The 19,883-nt window shown below is 57.7% G+C and carries 17 protein-coding genes; 8 read left to right on the forward strand and 9 right to left on the reverse strand.

Features of this window, described 5'->3' with window-relative positions; all coding sequences use genetic code 11:
* Window positions 1-8: 8 nt before the first annotated feature.
* The 4 genes from ACZYUB_RS06715 to nudF form a co-directional block, all read right to left on the reverse strand.
* On the reverse strand, window positions 9-590 hold the full coding sequence (locus tag ACZYUB_RS06715) for a YqiA/YcfP family alpha/beta fold hydrolase (protein ID WP_463946581.1): 582 nt from the start codon (window positions 588-590) through the stop codon (window positions 9-11).
* A complete protein-coding gene (gene cpdA, locus ACZYUB_RS06720) occupies window positions 590-1,372 on the reverse strand; it encodes a 3',5'-cyclic-AMP phosphodiesterase (protein WP_463946743.1) in 783 nt (260 codons plus the stop codon). Before cpdA ends, ACZYUB_RS06715 begins: the two co-directional genes overlap by 1 nt.
* Window positions 1,373-1,437: 65 nt before the next feature.
* Entirely contained in the window at window positions 1,438-1,905 is a 468-nt protein-coding gene (locus tag ACZYUB_RS06725; RefSeq protein WP_463946583.1) for a DUF1249 domain-containing protein, read from the reverse strand.
* Window positions 1,878-2,528 carry an ADP-ribose diphosphatase gene (nudF, locus tag ACZYUB_RS06730; protein WP_463946584.1) on the reverse strand — a complete coding sequence of 217 codons (651 nt, stop codon included), beginning with the start codon at window positions 2,526-2,528 and terminating at the stop codon, window positions 1,878-1,880. Before nudF ends, ACZYUB_RS06725 begins: the two co-directional genes overlap by 28 nt.
* Before the next feature lie 265 nt (window positions 2,529-2,793).
* Between nudF and tolC the strand changes: the two genes are divergently transcribed.
* The 3 genes from tolC to speE all read left to right on the forward strand — a co-directional run bounded on the left by tolC (window position 2,794) and on the right by speE (window position 5,657).
* Window positions 2,794-4,104 (forward strand): outer membrane channel protein TolC, encoded by a 1,311-nt coding sequence (gene tolC / locus ACZYUB_RS06735; protein ID WP_463946585.1) that lies wholly within the window; start codon window positions 2,794-2,796, stop codon window positions 4,102-4,104.
* 179 nt (window positions 4,105-4,283) lie between these two features.
* Window positions 4,284-4,730, forward strand: a complete 447-nt coding sequence (locus ACZYUB_RS06740; protein ID WP_463946587.1) for a hypothetical protein — start codon at window positions 4,284-4,286, stop codon at window positions 4,728-4,730.
* 63 nt (window positions 4,731-4,793) lie between these two features.
* Window positions 4,794-5,657, forward strand: coding sequence for a polyamine aminopropyltransferase (gene speE, locus ACZYUB_RS06745; protein ID WP_463946589.1), 864 nt, complete (start codon window positions 4,794-4,796; stop codon window positions 5,655-5,657).
* Window positions 5,658-5,792: 135 nt separating this feature from the next.
* Here the strand turns inward: speE and hldE are convergent, their stop codons facing one another.
* Complete coding sequence (hldE, locus tag ACZYUB_RS06750) at window positions 5,793-7,223, reverse strand: bifunctional D-glycero-beta-D-manno-heptose-7-phosphate kinase/D-glycero-beta-D-manno-heptose 1-phosphate adenylyltransferase HldE (protein ID WP_463946590.1); 1,431 nt, start codon at window positions 7,221-7,223, stop codon at window positions 5,793-5,795.
* A gap of 122 nt (window positions 7,224-7,345) precedes the next feature.
* Here hldE and lpxL point away from each other — a divergent pair, with 122 nt between their 5' ends.
* The gene (lpxL, locus tag ACZYUB_RS06755; RefSeq protein WP_463946591.1) at window positions 7,346-8,272 is read left to right on the forward strand and encodes an LpxL/LpxP family Kdo(2)-lipid IV(A) lauroyl/palmitoleoyl acyltransferase; all 927 of its coding nucleotides are present in this window, start codon (window positions 7,346-7,348) and stop codon (window positions 8,270-8,272) included.
* Window positions 8,273-8,360: 88 nt separating this feature from the next.
* Here lpxL and glnE read toward each other — a convergent pair whose 3' ends face one another.
* Both glnE and ACZYUB_RS06765 read right to left on the reverse strand, forming a co-directional pair.
* Window positions 8,361-11,225: a bifunctional [glutamate--ammonia ligase]-adenylyl-L-tyrosine phosphorylase/[glutamate--ammonia-ligase] adenylyltransferase gene (glnE, locus tag ACZYUB_RS06760; RefSeq protein WP_463946593.1), complete on the reverse strand. Its 2,865-nt coding sequence runs from the start codon at window positions 11,223-11,225 to the stop codon at window positions 8,361-8,363.
* 179 nt (window positions 11,226-11,404) lie between these two features.
* Window positions 11,405-12,931, reverse strand: coding sequence for a CYTH and CHAD domain-containing protein (locus tag ACZYUB_RS06765; protein ID WP_463946595.1), 1,527 nt, complete (start codon window positions 12,929-12,931; stop codon window positions 11,405-11,407).
* Window positions 12,932-13,096: 165 nt separating this feature from the next.
* Here ACZYUB_RS06765 and ACZYUB_RS06770 point away from each other — a divergent pair, with 165 nt between their 5' ends.
* The 3 genes from ACZYUB_RS06770 (at window position 13,097) to ACZYUB_RS06780 (ending at window position 15,943) form a co-directional block, all read left to right on the forward strand.
* Complete coding sequence (locus tag ACZYUB_RS06770; RefSeq protein WP_463946596.1) at window positions 13,097-13,777, forward strand: TIGR00153 family protein; 681 nt, start codon at window positions 13,097-13,099, stop codon at window positions 13,775-13,777.
* Window positions 13,778-13,795: 18 nt separating this feature from the next.
* The gene (locus ACZYUB_RS06775; RefSeq protein ID WP_463946597.1) at window positions 13,796-15,061 is read left to right on the forward strand and encodes an inorganic phosphate transporter; all 1,266 of its coding nucleotides are present in this window, start codon (window positions 13,796-13,798) and stop codon (window positions 15,059-15,061) included.
* A gap of 186 nt (window positions 15,062-15,247) precedes the next feature.
* Window positions 15,248-15,943, forward strand: a complete 696-nt coding sequence (locus tag ACZYUB_RS06780; RefSeq protein ID WP_463946599.1) for a TIGR04211 family SH3 domain-containing protein — start codon at window positions 15,248-15,250, stop codon at window positions 15,941-15,943.
* An 83-nt stretch (window positions 15,944-16,026) separates the two neighbouring features.
* On the opposite strand, the gene gspB is transcribed toward ACZYUB_RS06780, so the two are convergent.
* Both gspB and ACZYUB_RS06790 read right to left on the reverse strand, forming a co-directional pair.
* Complete coding sequence (gene gspB / locus ACZYUB_RS06785; protein ID WP_463946601.1) at window positions 16,027-16,758, reverse strand: type II secretion system assembly factor GspB; 732 nt, start codon at window positions 16,756-16,758, stop codon at window positions 16,027-16,029.
* Window positions 16,758-18,374: an ExeA family protein gene (locus ACZYUB_RS06790; protein WP_463946603.1), complete on the reverse strand. Its 1,617-nt coding sequence runs from the start codon at window positions 18,372-18,374 to the stop codon at window positions 16,758-16,760. The genes gspB and ACZYUB_RS06790 overlap by 1 nt, the downstream gene beginning before the upstream one ends.
* A 203-nt stretch (window positions 18,375-18,577) precedes the next feature.
* On the opposite strand from ACZYUB_RS06790, the gene ACZYUB_RS06795 reads away from it, so the two are divergent.
* The gene (locus ACZYUB_RS06795) at window positions 18,578-19,810 is read left to right on the forward strand and encodes a multifunctional CCA addition/repair protein (RefSeq protein WP_463946605.1); all 1,233 of its coding nucleotides are present in this window, start codon (window positions 18,578-18,580) and stop codon (window positions 19,808-19,810) included.
* Window positions 19,811-19,883 lie beyond the last annotated feature (73 nt).

The following is a 19,883-nucleotide window of genomic DNA, read 5'->3' on the forward strand; positions in this document are numbered from 1 at the left end:
TGCTGACGTTAGAGTTGGAGGAAGTTTACAATTTCTGGGCAGTAACGCTCAAATCCGCTGAATGCGTGGTTACCCCCCTCTTCGAGAGTAACACGACTGGCGCGGTAGAAGTCGATAGCCACACGGTAATCCAGGACTTCGTCGCCACTTTGCTGTAACAACCACAACCGCTGCGGATGTTGAAGCGATTCCGGATCCAGCGCCGCCAGTTCCTGCATATGCTCGGGTACCAGGGTATAGGCCGCTCCGGTGTAGGGATTGACCTGTGCCCCCAAAAAATGACGCAGCAATAGCTGGGGATGCACCGCCGGATTCACCAGCACAGCGGGCAGCGCAAATTGCTCAGCCGCCACCGTGGCCCAGAACCCTCCTAAAGAACTGCCAATCAGGCCGATCGGACCGGAAGATAACGCCGAGGCGATACAGGCGGAAATAGCCGCCCACGCCTCACTCGGCGTATCAGGAAATGTGGGTCGTAGATAGTGGATATCGGGTCGAGCCTGCGCCAGATAAGCCCCCAGCAACCGGGCCTTGGCCGAGTCACCGGAGGATTGAAAACCATGCAGATAGATGAGAGTTGGCTGCGCCATTAATAGCCGCCTGCGGCACCATCGGGGATGAAACAACCAGCGGGTAAACGATGCACCTGGGTCTCGACGCGGCCATCGGCATACAGTTGCAGATAACGCCAACCCGGGCCCTTGCTATCGAGGCCAAAGTCGCGACTCAAAGGCTCGAACTGGATACAGGTCGAAGGCGAGGAGATAAACCGCACGCCGTTGTGTTCCAGATCGCTTTCCTGATGGACATGACCGCACAGCACCAGTTTGACGTTTGGAAAGCGCGCCAGCAGCGCCAGCAGATCCGGGGCGTTCTTCAAATCGTGCTGATCCAGCCAGGTACTGCCAACCGGGAAGGTGTTGTGATGCAGACAGATCAGGGTAAAGCGCTCAGGCTGCTGGTTCAGGCACTGTTCGAGAAAACCCATCTGTTCGGGTTTGAGCCAGCCATGGGGCACGCTGTACACCTGCGTATCCAGCATGATGATCTGCCAATCCGCCATCAGGATCTGCTGGGCATTGCTGATGCCGAAATCGGGCATCACCTGCCGCATCAAGGGACCGTCATCATGATTGCCTGGTAACCAGAAGATGGGGCGCCCCAACGGCTTGACCATATCGGCAAAGCGGCGGTAGGAGTCCGGGGTATAGTCCTGAGAGAGATCCCCTGTCGCCAGGATCAGATCGTAAGGCTGATTCTGATCCTGAATGGCCGCGAGAACAGCCGCCAGACTATCGGCGGTACGAATGCCCAATAGCTGTCCCTCTGCTTGAGCAAAGAGATGGGTGTCCGTGATCTGCAACAGGCGAATCGGTTGCTCGCTGCCGCCAACAGGGAGAGTAACAGTATCCAATTGGGCTATATTCTTCGTCGTAATTAATCTGGTCTGAATTCAAAAGCACCGTAGCCGTGGGCCAGACAAAACCGCAACCATTCCGCCAGAAAGTGATTGCACTGCTCTTTCTCGTCTCTGTGATGCATCTTTTCGTTCGGGTAATGATAGCTAGACCGCAGCCGTGAAATCTGCTGACTGACACACACTTCGGCCATGCGGGCGTCATGATACAGACGCACCTGCAAATATGCCCTCAGATATTGTGGTAAGTTTTCATTATTTTGCGCTACTTCAAGTAACGTCGTGAAACGGCTCTCTTCGAGTACCCGAAGGCGAAAATCCAGGCCATCCGCCGCACTCAGCGCATAACCTCGCTTTTCGAAGGCGATGGACGGCAACAACTTCATCAGCCCCATGTAGTTGGTTTCGCAAATTCGATGCAAATTGGCCAGATCAGGAACATGCCGTTTCTTGAGCGTGATCATGCTGCCGCCACAGGACTCAACCATGCTTGACGCACGCCATCCAGATGCAACTGCAGCCACTGCAACGCGATCACGGTAGCGGCGTTGTCGATACGCCCGGACTCGACCCAGGCATAGGCTTGTTCGCGAGAAACCACATGCACCCGAATGTCTTCCCCCTCATCGGCCAGGCCATGCACGCCGCTGGCCAGGCTACTATCCACTTCACCAATAAACACATCGATACGCTCTGTGGTGCCCCCCGGACTGACCAGATAACTCAGCGCAAACTGACTGCGAGCCACCGTCAATCCGGCTTCCTCTTCCGCCTCGCGATGAATGACACTAGCCGGGGATTCACCAGGATCTATGATGCCCGCCACCATCTCCAGCAACCAGGGGCTGCGTTCGCCATCCACGGCACCGATACGGAACTGCTCCAGCAACACCACTTCATCCCGTTGCGGATCATAGGGCAACATGGCGGCAGCATGACCCCGTTCGAACAACTCACGAGTCAGCGGCGCAGACCAGCCGCCGGCAAATAGCTTATGGCGCAGGGTATAGCGATTCATACGAAAGAAACCCTGATGACAGTTTTCCTGGCGTAAAATTTCAACATCGGCTGCGGTAAAATAGGGCTCGGCAGCCAGCGGTAGTTGCGACATGATAGACTCCGACAGGATCAGTTAGTGGCGGAAGTGAAACTAATGAAAGAGGCAAACAGAGAGCCGTGAGGCAGGCAGGTTAACCTGAACCCGAGACCAATGGTAAGCTTGAGAGCAGTTTTTTTCGCCACCCCAACGCTATAGTAATGTCTCTAAACTGTTTTTTTACTTACACTCGTCATTATTGGTGTCGTTCGGCAAGCACCGCTTGCGATACAGCCTTGCTCACTCGCTCAAGTCAGAATAATTCGGAGAAGCCCATTTTATGAACAAGCGTCTATTGTCCGCCCTCATCGTGATGAGTTTCAGCGGGTTCGCCAATGCAGAAAACCTGCTCGATATCTATCGTCAGGCGCAGGAAAAAGATCCGCAACTGCTGGAGTCGAAAGCCCAGCGCGATGCTGCCTTCGAAAAAATCAATGAGGCGCAGGCCGCCAACCTGCCGCAAATCAATCTGGGCGCTGACCTGAATTATCAAAAAACCAACCAGGATGATAAACAGACTGCAGGCACGGCAGGGGCATCCCTGGGGTTGTCACAAGCCATCTACCGCCGCAGCAACTGGATCAATAGCGATATCTCCGAGAAACAAGCGGCTCAGACCGATGTAGCTTACAACTATGAAAAGCAATCCTTGATTGTACGGACCTCGGATGCCTACTTCTCGGTTCTGGCCGCCAAAGATACGCTCGAATACGTCAATGCCAACCTGGATGCCTTGAAGCGTCAGCTCGACGAAACCCAACAACGTTATAACGTCGGTATGACCGCCATTACCGATGTGCATGAAGCCAAGGCCGCTTATGATCTGGCCAGTGCCGATGTCATCACCGCCGAGAATAATCTGACCAACAGCTATGAAGGCTTGCGTCAGCTCACCGGCACCGAGCATAAACAACTGGATCTGCTGGATACCCAGCGTTTCACGCCGGTCGCCCTGAACGAAGGCTCAGACAGCTGGATGAAACTGGCCGAAGAAAACAACCTACAACTGCACCAACAGCGCATTGCCAAAGATATTGCCAAACAGCAGATTGACCTGGCACAAACCGGCAATGATCCAACACTCGATCTGGGCGCCAATCTGGGTAGCACCTATACCGACTACAAGAACAGCGGTACCGGTTATGATGACGGCACGCTGAACAGCGGCAACATAGGTTTCAAATTTAACCTGCCTCTGTATACCGGTGGAGCCGTGGATTCTCGCGTCAAACAGGCACAGTTCAATTATGTTTCCGCCAGCGAAGCGCTGGAGAAGAGCCATAGATCGATTCAGGCAGATCTGTATCGCAACTACAACGATGTGAACGCTGCGATCGGCACGGTGCGAGCTTACCAACAGTCCGTCATCTCGGCCGAAAGCGCGTTGACCGCGACACGGGCTGGTTATGAAGTCGGAACCCGTACCATCGTCGATCTGCTGGATGCAACTCGCAAACTCTACTCCGCCAAACAACAGCTCTCAGCGGCTCGCTATGACTACATCCTCAAGCGTCTGCAACTCAAGCAGATTGCCGGTAATCTCCAAGAGCAGGATCTGGTTGAAGTCAACAGCGGTTTAAGCAAGGGCTAATTCAGACATTCAGTCTCCAGAAGGCGCCTGCGGGCGCCTTTACATTTATTAACGACCGGCTTTTCGCTCTTTCGAGCTTGATCGCGTTTCCAGCACTTGTAAGCGGTTAACATTCAGTCTATCAACATCTTCAGTAACTTAGTTCGTTACCGGTTTTGTGCTGATTGAAGGAGGCACGCATGAGTTTGTGGGATAAAGCCAAGCAACTCTTTGGGCAGAGCCCGCAGAGCAGCACCTTGCACGCGGTCAGTGCGCAGGATCATCTGGATGCCATCATCAAGGAGCGCCCGGATCTGTGCGATCCACTGACCAGCGATCCTAACGAAAAAACCGTCACCCGCGACAATGGCCGCGACATCATCTTTCTCGGCTGGCAAGTCTGTAATGTCGAAGAACGTCATATCAAAGACAATCGTCGTCTCGCCTATCTGAAACTGTTCCAGACCCGGGCCAACAAGTATGTCTGCCAACGCATGACGCTGATCGACAACGAAGAGAAGAGCTATCAGGCCGTGACCGTGGAAGATCTGGAAGGTGTAAAACGCTTCTTTGGCGAAGGTAGCCTGGCGTTGGCACTCTATATCATGCTGGATCGTCAGTTTCCGGTGAGCAAGAAGAGCGCCTGAGCCACGAAACACAAGACGGATGACAGCCAGGGGTTGTCATCCGTTTTTTTATAGGAGCGCCTTATGAGCCGAGACGCCTTGGTGGACTGGCATTCTCCGGATTTGGCGACCCAACTGCCCATTGAACGGATGCTGCTCGACCAACACACAGGTCTCCAGCATCTGCAGCTAGTCGAAACACGTGCCTTCGGTCGCGCCTTCTTGTTGGACGGGCATCTGATGAGCAGCGAAGGTGACGAATTCTTCTATCACGAACACCTGGCCCAACTTCCCGCCATCAGTCACCCCAATCCCGTCAACGCCCTCATCATAGGGGGCGGTGATGGCGGCTCGGCGCGACAACTGCTGATGCACCAGAGCATCCGTGATATCCAGATTTGCGAACTGGATGTTCAGGTTCTCACCATGGCTCGCCAGCACCTGCCCGGCATTCATCACGGTAGCCTAGAACATCCCCGAGTGCGGGTCCAGATCGGTGATGGGCTCAAATACGTGCGTCAGTATCAGGGACAGGTCGACCTTATCATCCTCGATTTAACGGATCCTCAAGGCCCCTCGGCTCCTCTGTATGATCGACACTTCTTCGCCCACTGCGCCCGAGTGCTGGGCGAGCAGGGGATCCTGAGCCTGCATCTGTGTTCACCCCAACTGGATCCCGCGCGCTTCTCCCATCTGTTGGCTGAACTGACGGCGGTCTTTCGCTGCGTCCGGCCGATGTTGGTTCCGATAGCACTCTATGGCGGCCTGTGGAGTCTGGCCTGTGCCAGCCAAAGTTGCGATCCCAAAACGTTGCATCCCGAGACCATCCAGCAGCGCTTGCTCCAGCGACAGATCACCGATCTGCGCTATTACAACCAGGAGACCCATGCCGCGGTCTTCGCACTGCCGAATTTTGTCCGTGACCTGCTCCCCTCTTCCACGCCGTAAACCATTCCGGACTACACATGCCGAGCCATGTCGATAGAACCTCCAAAGTGACAAAACGGGTTCTGGTGATGTTATTCCGATAAAGAAAAGGCCAGCTCCTGAGGCTGGCCTTGAGACGTCGCATCACTGGGAGGATCAGGATTCGCGTTCGATGATGGTTTTGATGATGGCACTGGTGGAACATCCATCTTCAAAATTCAGTACCAGCACCTGACCACCGTTGGCCGTCACTTCTTCATAACCGGCAATCTCGTGAGGCTGATAATCGCCCCCCTTGACCAGCAAGTCCGGCAAGGTTTCGGCAATCACCCGGCGCGGAGTATCTTCGCTGAAGGGCACGACCCAATCGACTGCACCCAGACCGGCAAGCACAGCCATACGACGGTCCACCGGATTGACCGGACGACCAGGTCCCTTCAAGCGGGTTACCGAAGCATCATCGTTCACCGCCACGATCAGACGATCACCCAGCTTGCGGGCATTTTGCAGATAGGAGACGTGACCGGCATGCAGGATGTCGAAGCAGCCATTGGTCATCACCACCCGCTCACCACGACGACGCGCGGCGTCCACCGCAAATTTCAACTGCTGCTCGGTGACCACACCAAAACCGGATTCATGGTCACCATACACCGCATTGGCCAACTCAATCGGGCTGACAGTAGAAGTCCCCAGCTTGCCCACCACGATACCGGCCGCCGTGTTCGCCAAGGCACAGGATTCATCCAGTGTCTTGCCCGCCGCCAGTGCCGTCGCCAGGGTTCCAATGACTGTATCGCCAGCCCCGGTGACATCGAACACTTCGTGGGCTTGGGCTGGCAGATGTAACTCTTCTTCTCCGGCACGGATCAGGGTCATACCATGTTCGGAGCGGGTGACCAGCAAGGCATCCAGTTCGTAACGAGCCACCAGCTCCAGTCCCTTTTTCACCAGGTCCTGTTCGTCACGCACCTTACCAACCACGGCTTCAAATTCGGACATATTCGGTGTCAGCAAGGTGGCCCCGCGATATTTCTCGAAATCGGTTCCCTTCGGATCGACCAGTACCGGAACTCCGGCGGCCCGCGCCAGGGTGATCATCTGCTGAACCGCCGCCAGAGCGCCCTTACCATAATCGGAGAGGATGACCACATCAACGCGCGACAAGGCGGCTTGGGTTCTGGTCAGCAAGGCTTCCGGATCCACGGCATGGAAACCTTCTTCAAAATCCAGACGCAACAGTTGCTGGTTACGGCTGAGGATCCGCAACTTGGTAATGGTCGGGAAGTTGGCCAGACGCACAAAATCGGTTTCAACACCGACCGATGTCAGCTTGTCGGCCAAGGCAGTCGCCGCCTCATCCTGACCGGTCAGACCTAATAGAATCGAGCTAGCCCCCAGTGCGGCAACGTTCAACGCCACGTTGGCGGCCCCCCCCGGGCGCTCCTCATTGTGTTCGACCTTGACCACCGGAACCGGGGCTTCGGGAGAAATGCGACCGGTGGGACCAGACCAATAGCGGTCCAGCATGACGTCGCCCACCACCAACACTCGGGCCTTTTCAAAATCAGGCAGCGTGATCTTCATAATCAGACTCTCACAGACAAAATCCTGGCGCAGTCTAGCACACAGACACCGGCGATTCGCCTGATGCAAGGCAAATCTGCTAACATGCAGGGCGTTTTCCACTCGCATCGCGGAGTATTTTGATGTCTTCAGCACCCACCGCTCGCCTGAGTCTGGCGATGTGTCATCCTCGTTATTGGCCACTCTGGGCCGGGCTCGGCCTGCTCTGGTTATTGGTACAACTGCCTTACCGTTGGCAGATGGCTCTGGGACGCAAGCTCGGTCGGCTCTCGATGTTAGTACTCAAACGGCGGGTTCAGATCGCCCGTCGCAATCTGCAGCTGGCGATGCCGGAGCTGGATGATGCCGCTCGCGAACAGTTGCTGGTCGCCAACTTTGAAAGCGTTGGCTGTGCCGTATTCGAAACCGGAATAGCCTGGTATTGGCCCGATCAGCGGCTGCGCCGCATCATGCACATCCAGGGCGACGAACATGTGCGGGAAGCGGTTGCCGGCGGCGAAGGCATGCTGCTGCTCTCCTGCCATTTCATGACGCTGGAGCTCAATGCCCGGATGTTCGGTATTCTGCATCCCGGCGTCGGTGTCTATCGACCCAACGATAATCCGGTGATGGAATATGCCCAGGTACGCGGTAGAACCCGCTCTAACAAGTGCTTGCTGGATCGGGGGGATATCAAGGGCATGATCAAAGCCCTGCGCAAGGGAGAGGCGCTCTGGTACGCCCCGGATCATGACTATGGTCGCCACGCCAGCGTGTTTGTTCCCTTCTTTGCCGTCGAGCAAAGCGCCACCATCACAGGTACCGCGACGCTGGCTCGGGTCAAAAATGCCGTGGTGTTGCCCTGTTATACCCTGCGCCTGCCTCAGGGTGGCTACAAACTGGTGATCGGCGCGCCGTTGCAGAACTTCCCGACTGGTGACGACATCGCCGACGCCACCCGCAGCAATCAGGTGATTGAAGCCGCCGTCCGTCAGGCGCCAGAGCAATATATGTGGCTGCACCGCCGCTTCAAGACCCGCCCTCGCAAGGAGGATCCATCCCTCTACTGAGGCTGACGGCCATAGGGCAATCAGCAAAAAGGCAATGTCGACGGACATTGCCTTTTTTGTTCACGGCTTGCGGACGCCCGCGTCCATTTTATCCCTGGTGGTTGACCAGCAATTTCTGCCACAAGGCGGTGACCCACGCTCGCTCGGCCAGTAATTCACTGCCCTCAACAATTCGACTCTGGCCGGAAAGCGTGCAGCGGTGGGCCATATCGCGAATGGCTAGGTAGGCCTTTTTCAATCGGGCTGATTCCTCGTCTGTCAGCAATCCCTCCTCGGCGCAGGTATCGAAGATCCGCACATTATCACTCCAGCGGGTCATGGTGTCGGGATGGGCTTCGGCATGGGCCAGCACCAGATACTGGGCCATAAACTCGATATCGGTCATCCCCCCCGCACCTTGTTTTAAATCATACTGCTCGGCGGTACCTCGCAGCAGATGAGCGCGCATCTTGTCGCGCATTGCCACCACCTCCTGCTGCAAGGCGGCCTGATCGCGATGGCGACTCAGCACCTGTTTGCGGATCTGGTTGAAATCGGCCACGATCGCCGCCTCCCCGACCACAGCCCGCGCCCGCACCAACGCCTGATGCTCCCAGGTCCAGGCCTCGTGATGGAGATAGTGCTCATAGGCATGCAACGACGAGACCAGCAGCCCGGAATCACCGGAGGGGCGCAGGCGCATATCCACATCGTAGAGAATGCCGGAGGGGGTCCGGGTACTGAACAGATGCAGGATGCGCTGCGCCAGCCGGACATAGAATTGCCGCACATCGATGGGCCGATCGCCATCGGTGACACCTGCCGGATCGCCGCCATGCAGGAACACCAGATCCAGATCCGAGCCATAGCCCAGCTCTATGCCCCCCAGCTTGCCATAGGCCACGACACAGAAGCTGCGCTCTCCGGTTTGCCGGGTATGGGGCGGAAGGCCGTAACGCACGATCAGTTGGCTCCAGGCCTGCGCGACCACCTCTTCCAGGATCGCCTCGGCGAGCCAGGTCAGATGGTCACTGACCTTCATCAGCGGCAGGGCGCCAGCAATGTCTGCGGCGCTGATCCGCAACAGCTGGATCTGTTTGAATTGCCGCATCGCCTCCATCTGCTGCTCGACATCTTCCTCGGGCACCCGCATCAGGTATTGCCGTAGTTCATCTCGATATTGATCCAGAGGAGTGGGGTGATACAGATGCTGGGGATCCAGCAGCTCATCCAGCAAGATCGGGAAACGGGCCAGTTGCTTGGCTACCACCTCGCTGGCGGCACACAACTGCAGCAACTGGTTCAACACGCCGCGATTCTCTACCAGTAACTGCAGATAAGCCGAACGGGTCATGATTTGGCTGAGCAGCGTCTGGACCCGGGCAAACAGTGTCGCAGGAGCCTCATGGCCGGCAATGGCCAGTAACAGTGCTGGCATTAGGCGGTTGAGCGCCTCGCGCCCTTGCGGACCGATGGAACGTCGATGGCAGTCCGCACGGAAAGTCACTAAAGCCGCCGCCAGCGCCTCCCCCTCCTGAGGGCACACCGCCAGCAGCAAGGGCGAGGTCTCCTCCAGAGTCAGATTGGTTTGCCAGAGATCATGCCAAATTTGCGGCACATCATCCTGCTCCGCGTCGGCATCGCCGATCACGGCAATGAATTCACGCCGCACCAGGGCCATCACCTGCTGTAGCTGGTGATAGAAACAATTCCAGTCGGCATAGCCCAACGCGGTAACCAGGCGGAGACGATCCCGCTCGGACTCCGGCAAGGTTTGAGTCTGCTGATCACCGATCTCCTGCAGTATGTTCTCGACCCGGCGCAAGAAGCGATAGCTCTCCAGCAAGCCATCGACACTGGATTGGGCCAAAGCGCCGCTGCGCCCCAGCTCGACCAGCACGGCAGGCAAATGACGGATTTGCAGAGCTCGCTCACGACCACCGCGGATCAGCTGGTAGACCTGGGCGATAAACTCTACCTCGCGGATCCCCCCGGCCCCCAGTTTGATGTTGTCCTTGAGCCCCTTGCGCCGCACCTCGGCTTCAATCATGCCCTTCATTTTGCGCAGAGCCTCAATGGCACCGAAGTCGATGTAGCGCCGATAGATGAAGGGGCGCAGTAGCTGCTGCAACTCTTCGCCGGCGGCGGTTTTCGGCCCCAACACCCGGGCCTTGACCATGGCATAGCGTTCCCAACTGCGGCCATGATGCTGGTAGTAATCCTCCATGGCGGCAAAGCTCACCGCCAGAGGGCCGGCATCGCCGAACGGTCGCAACCGCATATCCACCCGAAACACCTGACCATCGGCCGTGGTTTGATGCAGTGCGTTGATCAGCTGTTGTCCCAGACGAATGAAGAAGGTCTGATTGTCCAGCGCCCGACGCCCACCTTGAGTCTCGCCATTTTCCGGGAAACTGAAAATCAGATCGATATCGGAGGAAAAGTTAAGCTCGCCACCGCCCAGCTTGCCCATGCCCAGCACCACCAACTCCTGGGGAACCCCGTCGGCATTCACCGGTGTGCCCTGTTCCCGGCAGGCCTTGGCGTAGAGCCAAGCCAGCGCCTGAGTGATAAGGGCATCGGCTAGCGCCGAGAGATGAACAAAACTTTCCTCGACGGCGGAGAGCCCCAGCAACTCACGCCAGGCAATCACCATCATGTGACGGCGACGAAAACGGCGCAGCAGCTGCTTGAAACGATCTTCGTTGTCTACGGTCGCCAATTCACTCGCCAATGCCGGCGCGTAGTCACTATGACGCTCGGCCTGTTGCAGCTCTGTGCCCTGCAACAGTTCGATCAGCAATGCCGGAGCATGAATGGCCGACTCGGCAATAAAATCGGAGAGCGCGAAGACTCTCATTAACGTGGGTTGGAATGGTGTGATAGCGGTCAGCTGCTCCGCATCCAGCAGCGGTAGCAAACGCTGCCAATGACGGTTGGCCTGATCCTGAAGCACAGAGGGTAAATCGGACATGAAACATTCCTGCATGACGAGGCGCCAGCGGGCGCAGATGGCCTCAATCTAGCACTGCCAACCCGTCATGGCAGCCTTTGTGGGGAAAAAGCCGGATCCGGATCGCCAGGTTCCCTCCCCACAGTTTCTCAGATTGCCGGCACGATACCCGACTCTGGCAGAAACACAAAAGCTGGGGCTTACTCCTCAGCCGAGGAGGATTGCTGCCAATACGGCAGCATGTCCCGTGCCTGCAGCCGGGCCTGATCCAGCTCGATGAGTCGCGGTTCAATCTTGGCTGTCAGCCACTCCTCCAACTCCAGTCGCGCCGGAGTGCTCAGGGTGACCGCCGCCTTATCCAGTACCTCGAACTGCTCCAGCTCTTCCATGCGCCGCAAGATATTCAACCAGGGCAGTCGGAAGCCCTGCTGCAGCTCATCATCAAACAGGGCGGCAAAACTGACGCCCACCAATAGATTACGCCGCAGTTTGCCGACCAGCGTCAGATAGGCACTGTACTCCAGTTGTGGTTCCTGCATATCGCCCTGATGAAGCTCCTGCCAGCTCTGATCCAGCTCGGCCCGCGCATAGGGACGCAGAGGCAGACGCGCCAGCTCCGGCAACTGGCCTGCGGCATTCTGGGCGGCAAACAGCCACTGATTCACATCCAGCAGCAAATGAGCATAACGCGCGGAGTAACACAGCTGCTGCATGGCGGCCAAGGATGGTAGTTGCTGTTGTCGCTGCTGCAGAGCCAGGAGTAACGGATCGTGACACGACAGGCCACGGAAATAATGACCTCGTTCGGCGGTCAAACGCTCCAGTGCCAGGGCCTCATCCAGCCACTGCAACTCGTGCTCCAGCCAGCTCAGCGCATCCTGCCAAGGCCGAGGCGCCATATGAACCAACAGATCGGCAAAGAATTGCTGGGTCTGCTGCAACAGCGCGACTCCGTTGCGCAGTTGGGTCAGGGCTGCCAGGGAGGGTTGTTCGAGAAACAGCTGCTCATGATACTGCCAGTGATTGAAGGCAAAACCGAACACGGCAAACAGCCCATCGACCACCTGCATGGTCTCGCCGACCGGGACAAACCCCATGCGCTGAACTTCCGGCTCCGGAGTTAATCCGGCCAGACGGTAACCACGCTGCGCCTTGGAGATGCTCCCCAGCCGCAGGTTACCTAGCGCCAGCAGCTCCCGGGCGACGCCAAACAGACTCAGCGCATCGCCGCTGATCAGCTCCAGCTCCAGTTCGCACAAGGGCTCTTGCAGACCGGAGGCCTCGATAAATCCCTGATCGAACGCCAGTTCGATTTCAGTGCTGTCGGCCAGCAGCAAGCGCCAGGCCTGACGACGAAAATCGGTCCGGAATTGGGGACGGATATCCTGTTGCAATGCCCCCAGATCGATATCTTGTGGCCAGATCTCTGCCGGAAAGGCTGCCAACTGCGGCCACTCACCGTCCAGAGGTAGATTGTATTCTGGACGCTGGTGCAGGCCGCCAATCGCCTGGCCACGACACTTGATGGTCTGCTCATGCTGACCATCCTGAGTCCGGATCCGCAATCCGTATTGCCAGCTGCGCAGACGTCGATCTTCGGTATCAAAATAGACATTGGCCAGGTGCCGATCCGTGTGACTTAACACGGTATACGTCGCCAGTTGCCGGGCCAGATCGTCGGATAGATCCCGGTTGGCTAAAAATTTTAATTCGACTTCAGTAGTCATCAGACAAGTCCACAAGGCAGGGGATCCAGGCCATCCATTACTGGATGTGCAGGTTTAACCGTTATATTTAACATGAATTTCCGTGTTATTTCCGCATCCGGCTTCGGTTAGGATGCGCGCCTGCATCGTCAGAATGCACATAAATTCACCAGCATAGGTATCGCCATGCCAGTAAATACCATATTAGGACTCTTTGCCAAGTCACCACTCACCCCGCTGCAGGAGCATATCCGCAAGGTGCATGAGTGCTGTACCTTGCTACGTCCCTTTTTCCGGGCCGTGGAGGCCGGCGACTGGAACAGCGCGGCACAACAGCAGCAGGCGATAGCCCATCTGGAACGCGAGGCGGATCAGCACAAGCGCGATATTCGTCTGAAATTGCCTCGCGGTCTCTTTATGCCAGTAGCACGTACCGATCTGCTGGAGCTATTAAGCCAGCAGGACAAGATCGCCAATCGCGCCAAGGATATCGCTGGGCTCATGCTGGGCCGCCGTCTGGTGATCCCTGCCGGGCTGGGTGATGATTTCGACACCTATCTGAGCCGCTGCCTGGATGCCACGGCCCTTGCCAGTCAGGCCATCGGCGAGCTGGATGATCTGCTGGAAACCGGCTTTCGCGGCAAGGAGCTGGAGCTGGTCGAGCAGATGGTGCAGCAGCTGGATGATATCGAAGATGACACCGATCGCTTGCAAGTAGAGCTGCGGCAAAAGCTCTATGCCCGTGAAGCACAGATGAACCCGATCGATGCCATCTTCCTCTACAAGGTGCTGGATCAGATCGGTGATCTGGCCGATCAAGCCGACCGCGTCGGCGCCCGCCTCGAACTAATGCTCGCCCGTAGCTAACCCTGACGAGACTCATTGATGGATATTTTGACCCAATACGGCACCCAACTGGTGCTGATTGCCGCCGCTTTTGGCTTTCTGATGGCCTGGGGGATCGGCGCCAATGACGTGGCCAACGCCATGGGGACCTCGGTCGGTACCAAGTCGTTAACCATTCGCCAGGCGATCCTAATCGCCATGGTGTTCGAATTTGCCGGTGCTTATCTGGCCGGTGGTGAAGTGACCGCCACCATCAAGGATGGCATCATCGACAGCACCGCCTTCAGCGCCCAACCGGATCTGTTGGTGCTAGGGATGATAGCGGCACTGCTCGCCGCCGGGATCTGGCTGGTGCTAGCCTCTTTCTACGGATGGCCGGTCTCCACTACGCACTCCATCATAGGTGCCATCGTTGGCTTTACCCTGGTCAGTGTGGGTGCCGATGCAGTGCAATGGGGCAAGTTCGCCGGTATTGTCGGCTCCTGGATCGTCACTCCCGCGCTCTCCGGATTGCTGGCCTATCTGCTGTTTGTCAGCGTGCAGCGCTTCATCTTCAACACATCCCATCCGCTGGCAAGCGCCAAGCGAGTAGGACCATTTTACATTTTTCTGACCGCCCTCGTGATCTGCGTGGTAACCCTGCAAAAAGGTCTCAAACATGTGGGCCTGCAGCTGAGCACCCCGGAAAGCCTGCTGATTTCGACTCTGATCGCGCTGTTGGCCGGTGTAGTTGGCTGGTTCTTTATCCGCCGTATGCACTTTAATCCCCAGGCTGATATCCGGATGCATTACACCAATGTGGAGAAGGTGTTCGGTATTCTGATGGTGGTAACGGCTTGTGCCATGGCGTTTGCCCACGGCTCGAACGATGTTGCCAATGCCATCGGCCCCCTCTCCGCCGTTGCGGCTACCGTCAATAATGCCGGAGAGATAGTGGCCAAGAGTCATATCGACTGGTGGGTGCTACCGCTGGGAGCGGTCGGTATAGTGCTCGGTCTCGCCGTTATGGGGAAGCGAGTCATGGCGACCGTTGGCACCGGCATCACCCATCTGACCCCGAGCCGCGGATTTGCCGCTCAACTGGCAACCGCCAGTACCGTGGTTATCGCTTCAGGAACTGGATTGCCCATCTCGACAACCCAGACGCTAGTCGGTGCCATCATGGGAGTGGGTCTGGCTCGGGGCATAGCCGCGATCAACTTAGGAGTGGTGCGCAATATCGTCATCTCCTGGGTCATCACCCTGCCAGCCGGAGCTTTACTCGCCATTCTGATGTTCCAGATCTTGCGCTGGTTCTTCCAGTAATCGCCACCGCTATTCGAGCCCGGCACACGAACAGTGTGTGCCGGATTATCTAGCCAGCGAGAGGCTCGACACAGCAAAGCAGCAGGCAATGGTGTGTCTTGAAGACCACATTGCCTGCGACCGGGGCTTGTCGGAAAGAGCCGTGCCGCTTATGCTGCCGATTCCTCCTTCTGATGGATACCCAGTGTGAAAGCGACTCCTGTAGCCTTGCTGCTCGCCATGAGCCTGCCCGTGAATATGGCATTCGCCGAACCCTCCGCCGCGGCACCAGAGGCCACGCCTGCCACCACGCAGGAATCAGCCACCAGCTCCACGCCTGGCTCAGGCGTCAACCGCTATGTCTCGGACGACATTTTCACCTACCTACATGGCGGCCCGGGCAAGCAATACCGGATCCTCGGCAGCGTCAAGGCCGGAGACAAGGTCCAGTTTCTAGCGCTCGATGCCAGTGGCAAGTATGCCCAAATCATCGACGGTAAGGGCCGCACCGCCTGGATCCTCGGCAAGGAGCTGCAAACAGCCCCCAGTTACCGTGCTCAGGTCACTACTCTGCAGGAACAACTCCGCCAGTTGCAGTTGAAGATGGATAACATCGATTCGGATCAGGCACGGGAGCTAAAAGAAAAACGGGAGCGCCTGACCCTGCTCGAACAACAGGTCAGTCAGCAAGAGCAGCAACTGGCAGAGCAGAGCAAAGAGCTACAGGCCCTGCGCCAGCAAAAGCAAAAACTGCAACAAGACTTGGGCACCAAGGAGCAGGATCAGCAATACCGTTGGTGGCGCGAAGGCGGCTATATCGCCGGGGTCGGCCTGTTACTCGGCCTGCTGCTGCCCTATTTACCGCGTCCCCGTCGACGCAGCAAAGATCGCTGGATGAATTGATCCAGTCTGATCTCAAGCGAGCTCTGAACTCGATAAAAAAGCGCCGGATCGGGCGCTTTTTGGTTTTCCTCGGTGGCAACCGCCTACTGCGGGCCATTCCAATCGGTAAGGGATTGCAGACTGAAGCTCTGCCGACCGACACGGAAGATGCTGTAATCGGCCTGGATCTGCAGCAGCTTGACGCCAGGAGCTACCTCATCCCCTTCATGGTAATCCCGTCCGTTCAGCGTCACGATACGGTTGCTGGCCGTCGACGAATAGACATGGGAGCTGTAACGCAACGCTGGCACCTGATTGCTGATCTCCGCCGGTAAGTCGGCTAACGGCGTCGCCGAAGGTGGAGCCACTTCGGCTACCGGCTGGATCTCGCTAGCCCCTGGTTCTCCAGGAGCCGCCTGCACCGCTTGCATGAAGCGCTGGGCCAGCGCTGGGGATACCCCATCCATATTCATGTTACTCATTGGATCTGTCGCCCGCGGAGCAAGGCTCGGATTCGTCGGCGGCATCACCACTTCGGTCACCTCCGGGGCAACCGGGAAGGGAATGGTGGTGAACTCGTAGGCGGTCGAAGCCAAACGATAGGGTAACGGGGTGGGCTCCTTGAGCTCGACCCGCTCCTCAATCGGCTGGTTGTGCCACCAGTGCCAACCATAATTGGCTGCGGCGCCCAGCACCAGACACAAGGGTAAGCCAATCAGCCAAGCCAGCAGCGGCCCCAACCATTGCCGCTCCCGCTCGACTCCCAGTCCCAGGCTCGCCTCGAAGGCATGCCCCGGACGTTCATGCTGCCGTTTGGCAGATAGCAGAATAGACATCAGCTGGCTCCCTGTTCCGATGATGGTGTGCTGGCGTTGAGCTCATCCAGCGGTCGATCCAGACGCGGCATGGGTTCCCGACTGCGAGCATTGAGGCGGATCAGCGTCTGGGTTCCCGCCACTCCATCCGGCTTGAGTCCTTCACTTTCCTGGAAGCGTTTGAGTTTGGCCGCCAATTCAGTGTCAAATTTGCTGACTTTGCGCGGCCGCTCCTTGAAGGCCCGGCTCAGGGCATTCTCCAGCCATTGCAGATCGGCCTTGTTGCTGCGTGGCGTGATGCTGCGCGAACCACTCTTCGGCAAGCGCCAGAGCAAGGTGTACTCATCCCCCCAGGCCTGACTCAGCCACTCCCGGGTCACGGTCCAGGCCTCACCATCCACCAGCAGATCGGCTTCCTTCTCGTCAATGCGCAGCAGGTCGGCGTAAAACTCGGTGGCATTCTCGTCATACAAGCGCACCACCGCCGGATGATCCAGCGACACCAGCTCATCCAGTGGCCCGCTGCCCTGCTGGCAGAGCAGGCCGACTCGCGACGCCGCGTCACAATTGGCCTCGTCCAGCGATGGCTCGAAGCCCCAGACCCGGAACAGAGTCAACATGGCTTCATCTTGGTAGACGGCCTGCTGCAGAGACTTCTCGAAATGTTTCATCAATTTGGCATCCGGCGGCAATTTGATCGGGACTTCGACCCGATGCACTTGCTGCTCGGGAAAGAAGCCCCACTGCTGCCAGCCAAGCCAGCCAACCCCCAGCATGAGCAGACCACACAGAGCAAAGGCGGTGACACCCCAACCACTGGTACCCTTATCCTGCACCCCCATGGCATCATAGGCGGCTTGCACCACCACCTTGTCGCTGATCTTCGCCTGCCCTTCGGCATAAGCGCCTAGCAGAGCACGTTCGGCAATCAAGTTGATGATGCGGGGAATACCACCACTGAGGCGATGCAAAGCCCGGATCGCCACGGGCGTAAAGATGGGCTGCACACAACCGGCCACCTGCAAGCGGAATCGCACATAGGCGTCGACGTCGTCGCGCGACAGTGGCAACAGGTGATAACGCGCGGTAATCCGTTGTGCCAGTTGTCGCAACAAGGGTTGGCGCAAGAGCTGCTGTAGTTCCGGCTGGCCGATCAGCACCACTTGCAGTAGCTTGGCATCATCGGTTTCCAGATTGGTCAATAACCGCAACTGCTCCAGCACTTCCGCGGAAAGGTGCTGGGCCTCATCGATCAGCAAGAGCGTCTTGCGTCCTGCCGCCCGGTTGGCCAGTAGGTAATCGCGCAGCAGATCGAACAACTCCTTGATGCCGGCCTCGGCGGTGTAGGCCAGCTTGAACTCATCGCAAATTGAGGCCATCAATTCGCGCTCGGTCAGCGTTGGGTTGAGGACCAACGCCAGATCGGTATCCTCTGGCAGTTGCTGGCGCAGACAACGGGATACCGTGGTTTTGCCAGTACCCACCTCACCGGTGAGCAATACAAAACCACCGCCTTCGCGCAAACCATAGTTCAGATGGGCCAGCGCTTCGGTATGGCGCTCGCTCATATAGAGGTATTTGGGGTTTGGCGAGATGGAAAACGGACTCTCCGTCAGGCCAAAGAACGTTTTGTACATAGTGACTCTCCCAGCGAGGAGCAACACAGACACCCCTGTCTCACCAAGCCCGAGGCTCGACCGCAAGGCTGTCTGCTGTTCCTACGAATAGGCGGCAGGTTAAAGCCAGCACCATGGGATGTCAAAGCGGATATACTCTGCTTGTTAGCCCGAGGGGATAAGACCCCGAAGAATCACAATTTCGAGATCAAAGCGAGGTGGTTGTGCAAGTTTATCTGGTGGGTGGCGCGGTACGGGATCGACTCTTGGGGCTCGAGATCAAGGAGCGCGATTATGTAGTGGTCGGCGCTCGCGCCGAGGAGTTGCTGGCCGAGGGCTATGAGCCAGTGGGCCGGGATTTCCCGGTGTTTTTGCACCCGCGCACCCGTGAAGAGTATGCCTTGGCCCGCATCGAGCGCAAACAGGGCCATGGCTATACCGGATTTGCCTGCTATGCCGCCCCCGAGGTCACCTTGGAAGAGGATCTGCTGCGCCGGGATCTCACCATCAACGCCATCGCCGAGGATGCCGAGGGTCAGTTGCACGACCCCTACGGAGGTCAGGCCGACCTCGAGGCCCGGCTCTTGCGGCATGTATCACCGGCGTTCAGTGAAGATCCGTTACGGGTGTTACGCGCGGCTCGCTTCGCCGCGCGTTTTCATCATTTGGGATTCCGGATCGCCGGGGAAACCCTGGCGCTGATGGGCGATATCGCGCGCAGTGGTGAGCTCGCCCATCTGACGCCGGAGCGAGTCTGGAAAGAGCTGGAAAAGGTGCTTGGCGGCGATAATCCACAGGTGTTCTTCCAGGTGCTACGGGATTGTGGTGCCCTTGCCGTTCTGTTCCCGGAGCTGGACAGGTTGTTTGGTGTCCCGGCCCGTCCACAGTGGCACCCGGAAATCGATACCGGCATTCATGCCCTGATGGCGATCGAGCAAGCAGCCCGGATCAGTCCCGAGATGAGCGTCCGGTTTGCTACCGTGTGTCATGACTTTGGCAAGGCCGAGACGCCCGCCGAGATGTTGCCCAGCCACCATGGTCATGGCGAGCGGGGCCTACCGCTGATCCGCGACTTCTGCAGCCGCTACCGGGTACCCAACGAGTGCCGGGATCTGGCCTTGCTGGTTAGCGAATTCCATTGTCTCATTCATATCGCCACCGAACTCAGAACCGTGACCCTGCTGCGATTGTTCGACAAACTCGACGCCTGGCGGCGTCCGCAACGACTCGCTCAGCTGCTCGATTGCTGCCGCGCCGATTTTCATGGTCGTCTGGGATTTGCCGAGCGGGAATATCCGGAGCCTAATTATGTCGCCGAAGCCTTCGCCGCAGCACAAGCCGTTCCGGTACAACCCATTATTGCCGCCGGTTACCAGGGTGAAGCGATCCGGCAGAAGCTGGGCCGGGAGCGGCAACTGGCCATTCGCGCCGTCCGCGAACGCTGGCTGGAGCGCTAGCGGACGCGACTCAGCAACGTCGAATGGCTGGCGCCACTCGCAGACCAAACCCAGTAAACGATGAAGGGGCCAT

The sequence above is a fragment of the Pseudaeromonas sp. HNCC25DJ182 genome (genome assembly GCF_055413365.1).

Excerpts from the sequence above, each read along its gene's own strand:
- ACZYUB_RS06715 (WP_463946581.1), bottom strand. The coding sequence starts at position 590 with ATGGCGCAGCCAACTCTCATCTATCTGCATGGTTTTCAATCCTCCGGT.
- ACZYUB_RS06725 (WP_463946583.1), bottom strand. The coding sequence starts at position 1,905 with ATGGTTGAGTCCTGTGGCGGCAGCATGATCACGCTCAAGAAACGGCAT.
- nudF (WP_463946584.1), bottom strand. The coding sequence starts at position 2,528 with ATGTCGCAACTACCGCTGGCTGCCGAGCCCTATTTTACCGCAGCCGAT.
- tolC (WP_463946585.1), top strand. The coding sequence starts at position 2,794 with ATGAACAAGCGTCTATTGTCCGCCCTCATCGTGATGAGTTTCAGCGGG.
- ACZYUB_RS06740 (WP_463946587.1), top strand. The coding sequence starts at position 4,284 with ATGAGTTTGTGGGATAAAGCCAAGCAACTCTTTGGGCAGAGCCCGCAG.
- speE (WP_463946589.1), top strand. The coding sequence starts at position 4,794 with ATGAGCCGAGACGCCTTGGTGGACTGGCATTCTCCGGATTTGGCGACC.
- hldE (WP_463946590.1), bottom strand. The coding sequence starts at position 7,223 with ATGAAGATCACGCTGCCTGATTTTGAAAAGGCCCGAGTGTTGGTGGTG.
- lpxL (WP_463946591.1), top strand. The coding sequence starts at position 7,346 with ATGTCTTCAGCACCCACCGCTCGCCTGAGTCTGGCGATGTGTCATCCT.
- glnE (WP_463946593.1), bottom strand. The coding sequence starts at position 11,225 with ATGTCCGATTTACCCTCTGTGCTTCAGGATCAGGCCAACCGTCATTGG.
- ACZYUB_RS06765 (WP_463946595.1), bottom strand. The coding sequence starts at position 12,931 with ATGACTACTGAAGTCGAATTAAAATTTTTAGCCAACCGGGATCTATCC.
- ACZYUB_RS06770 (WP_463946596.1), top strand. The coding sequence starts at position 13,097 with ATGCCAGTAAATACCATATTAGGACTCTTTGCCAAGTCACCACTCACC.
- ACZYUB_RS06775 (WP_463946597.1), top strand. The coding sequence starts at position 13,796 with ATGGATATTTTGACCCAATACGGCACCCAACTGGTGCTGATTGCCGCC.
- gspB (WP_463946601.1), bottom strand. The coding sequence starts at position 16,758 with ATGTCTATTCTGCTATCTGCCAAACGGCAGCATGAACGTCCGGGGCAT.
- ACZYUB_RS06790 (WP_463946603.1), bottom strand. The coding sequence starts at position 18,374 with ATGTACAAAACGTTCTTTGGCCTGACGGAGAGTCCGTTTTCCATCTCG.